Genomic DNA, 1,503 nt, shown 5'->3' on the forward strand with positions numbered 1-1,503 from the left:
ATCGCCTCCGCGGGCGACGGAGCGGCCTGTCTCGGTGACCCCCTCGCCGCGCTGCTGTGGCTGGCCCGCACGGCCCGGGAGTTCGGCGATCCGCTGCGCGCCGGACAGGTCGTCCTCTCCGGCGCCCTCGGCCCGCTCGTGCCCACCCCGCCAGGCATCACCGTACAGGCCGAGATGTCGGGCCTGGGTTCGGTGACCGCGACCTTCTCACCCGAGGAACACAGAGGATGACGAAGACCAAGGTGGCCGTAATCGGCTCCGGCAACATCGGCACCGACCTGATGATCAAGGTCCTGCGCCTGTCCGACACCCTGGAGATGGCCGCGCTGGTGGGCATCGACCCGGACTCGGACGGTCTCGCGCGCGCCGCCCGGCTGAAGGTGCCCACCACCCACGAGGGCGTGGACGGCCTGATCCGGATGGACGGCTTCGACGACATCGGCATCGTCTTCGACGCCACCTCCGCCAAGGCCCACATCGAGAACGCCAAGAAGCTCGCCCCGTACGGCAAACGGCTCGTGGACCTCACCCCGGCGGCCATCGGCCCGTACGTGGTGCCGCCGGTCAACCTCGACGAGCACCTGTCGGTGGGGGACAACGCTGTCGACAACTTCAACATGGTCACCTGCGGAGGCCAGGCGACCATCCCGATCGTGCACGCGGTCAGCCGGATCACGCCGGTGCCCTACGCCGAGATCGTGGCGTCCATCGCCTCGAAGTCGGCCGGACCCGGTACCCGGGCCAACATCGACGAGTTCACCGAGACCACGTCCGGTGCGATGGAGAAGGTCGGCGGCGCCCGCCGCGGCAAGGCGATCATCGTCCTCAACCCGGCCGAACCGCCGCTGATCATGCGGGACACCGTGTACTGCCTGATCGGCGAGGCGGACCACGAGGCGATCCGGGCCTCCGTCGAGGAGATGGTGGCCGCGGTCGCCGAATACGTGCCCGGCTACCGCCTCAAGCAGGCGGTCCAGTTCACCCCCGTGCCGGCCGGCGACCCCCTGCACACACTGCTGCCCGACGACGTGTCCGAGACACCGACCACCAGGGTCTCCGTCTTCCTGGAGGTCGAGGGAGCCGCCCACTACCTGCCCGCCTACGCCGGCAACCTCGACATCATGACCTCGGCCGCCCTGCGCGTCGCCGAGCGCATCGCCCGGCGAGTGACCCCCGAGGTGACCAAGTGACCGACACACCGAGGCTCTACGTCCAGGACGTCACCCTCCGGGACGGCATGCACGCCGTCCGGCACCGCATCACCCCCGAGTTCGTCTCCCGTATCTCGGCCGCCCTGGACCGGGCCGGCGTGGACGCCATCGAGGTCGCCCACGGCGACGGTCTGGCCGGCGGCAGCCTCAACTACGGACCGGGCAGCAACACCGACTGGGAGTGGATCGAGGCGGCGGCGGACGCCATCGACCACGCGGTCCTGACCTCCCTGCTGCTGCCCGGCATCGGCACCATCGCCGAACTCGAGCGGGCCTACGCCCTCGGTGTCCG

General features: G+C 70.4%; 1 protein-coding gene and 2 pseudogenes. All 3 read left to right on the plus strand.

Features of this window, described 5'->3' with window-relative positions; translation table 11 throughout:
• Positions 1–231 (plus strand): annotated as a pseudogene (locus ABZT17_RS43530) (2-keto-4-pentenoate hydratase); the annotation flags it as partial.
• Positions 228–1,190 carry an acetaldehyde dehydrogenase (acetylating) gene (locus ABZT17_RS43535; RefSeq protein WP_356357724.1) on the plus strand — a complete coding sequence of 321 codons (963 nt, stop codon included), beginning with the start codon at positions 228–230 and terminating at the stop codon, positions 1,188–1,190. The pseudogene ABZT17_RS43530 and the gene ABZT17_RS43535, both read left to right, overlap by 4 nt.
• A 47-nt stretch (positions 1,191–1,237) precedes the next feature.
• Positions 1,238–1,503: pseudogene (locus ABZT17_RS43540) on the plus strand (4-hydroxy-2-oxovalerate aldolase); the annotation flags it as partial.

Source organism: Streptomyces sp. NPDC005648, from assembly GCF_040605395.1.
In the GTDB taxonomy this organism is placed as follows: Bacteria; Actinomycetota; Actinomycetes; order Streptomycetales; family Streptomycetaceae; genus Streptomyces.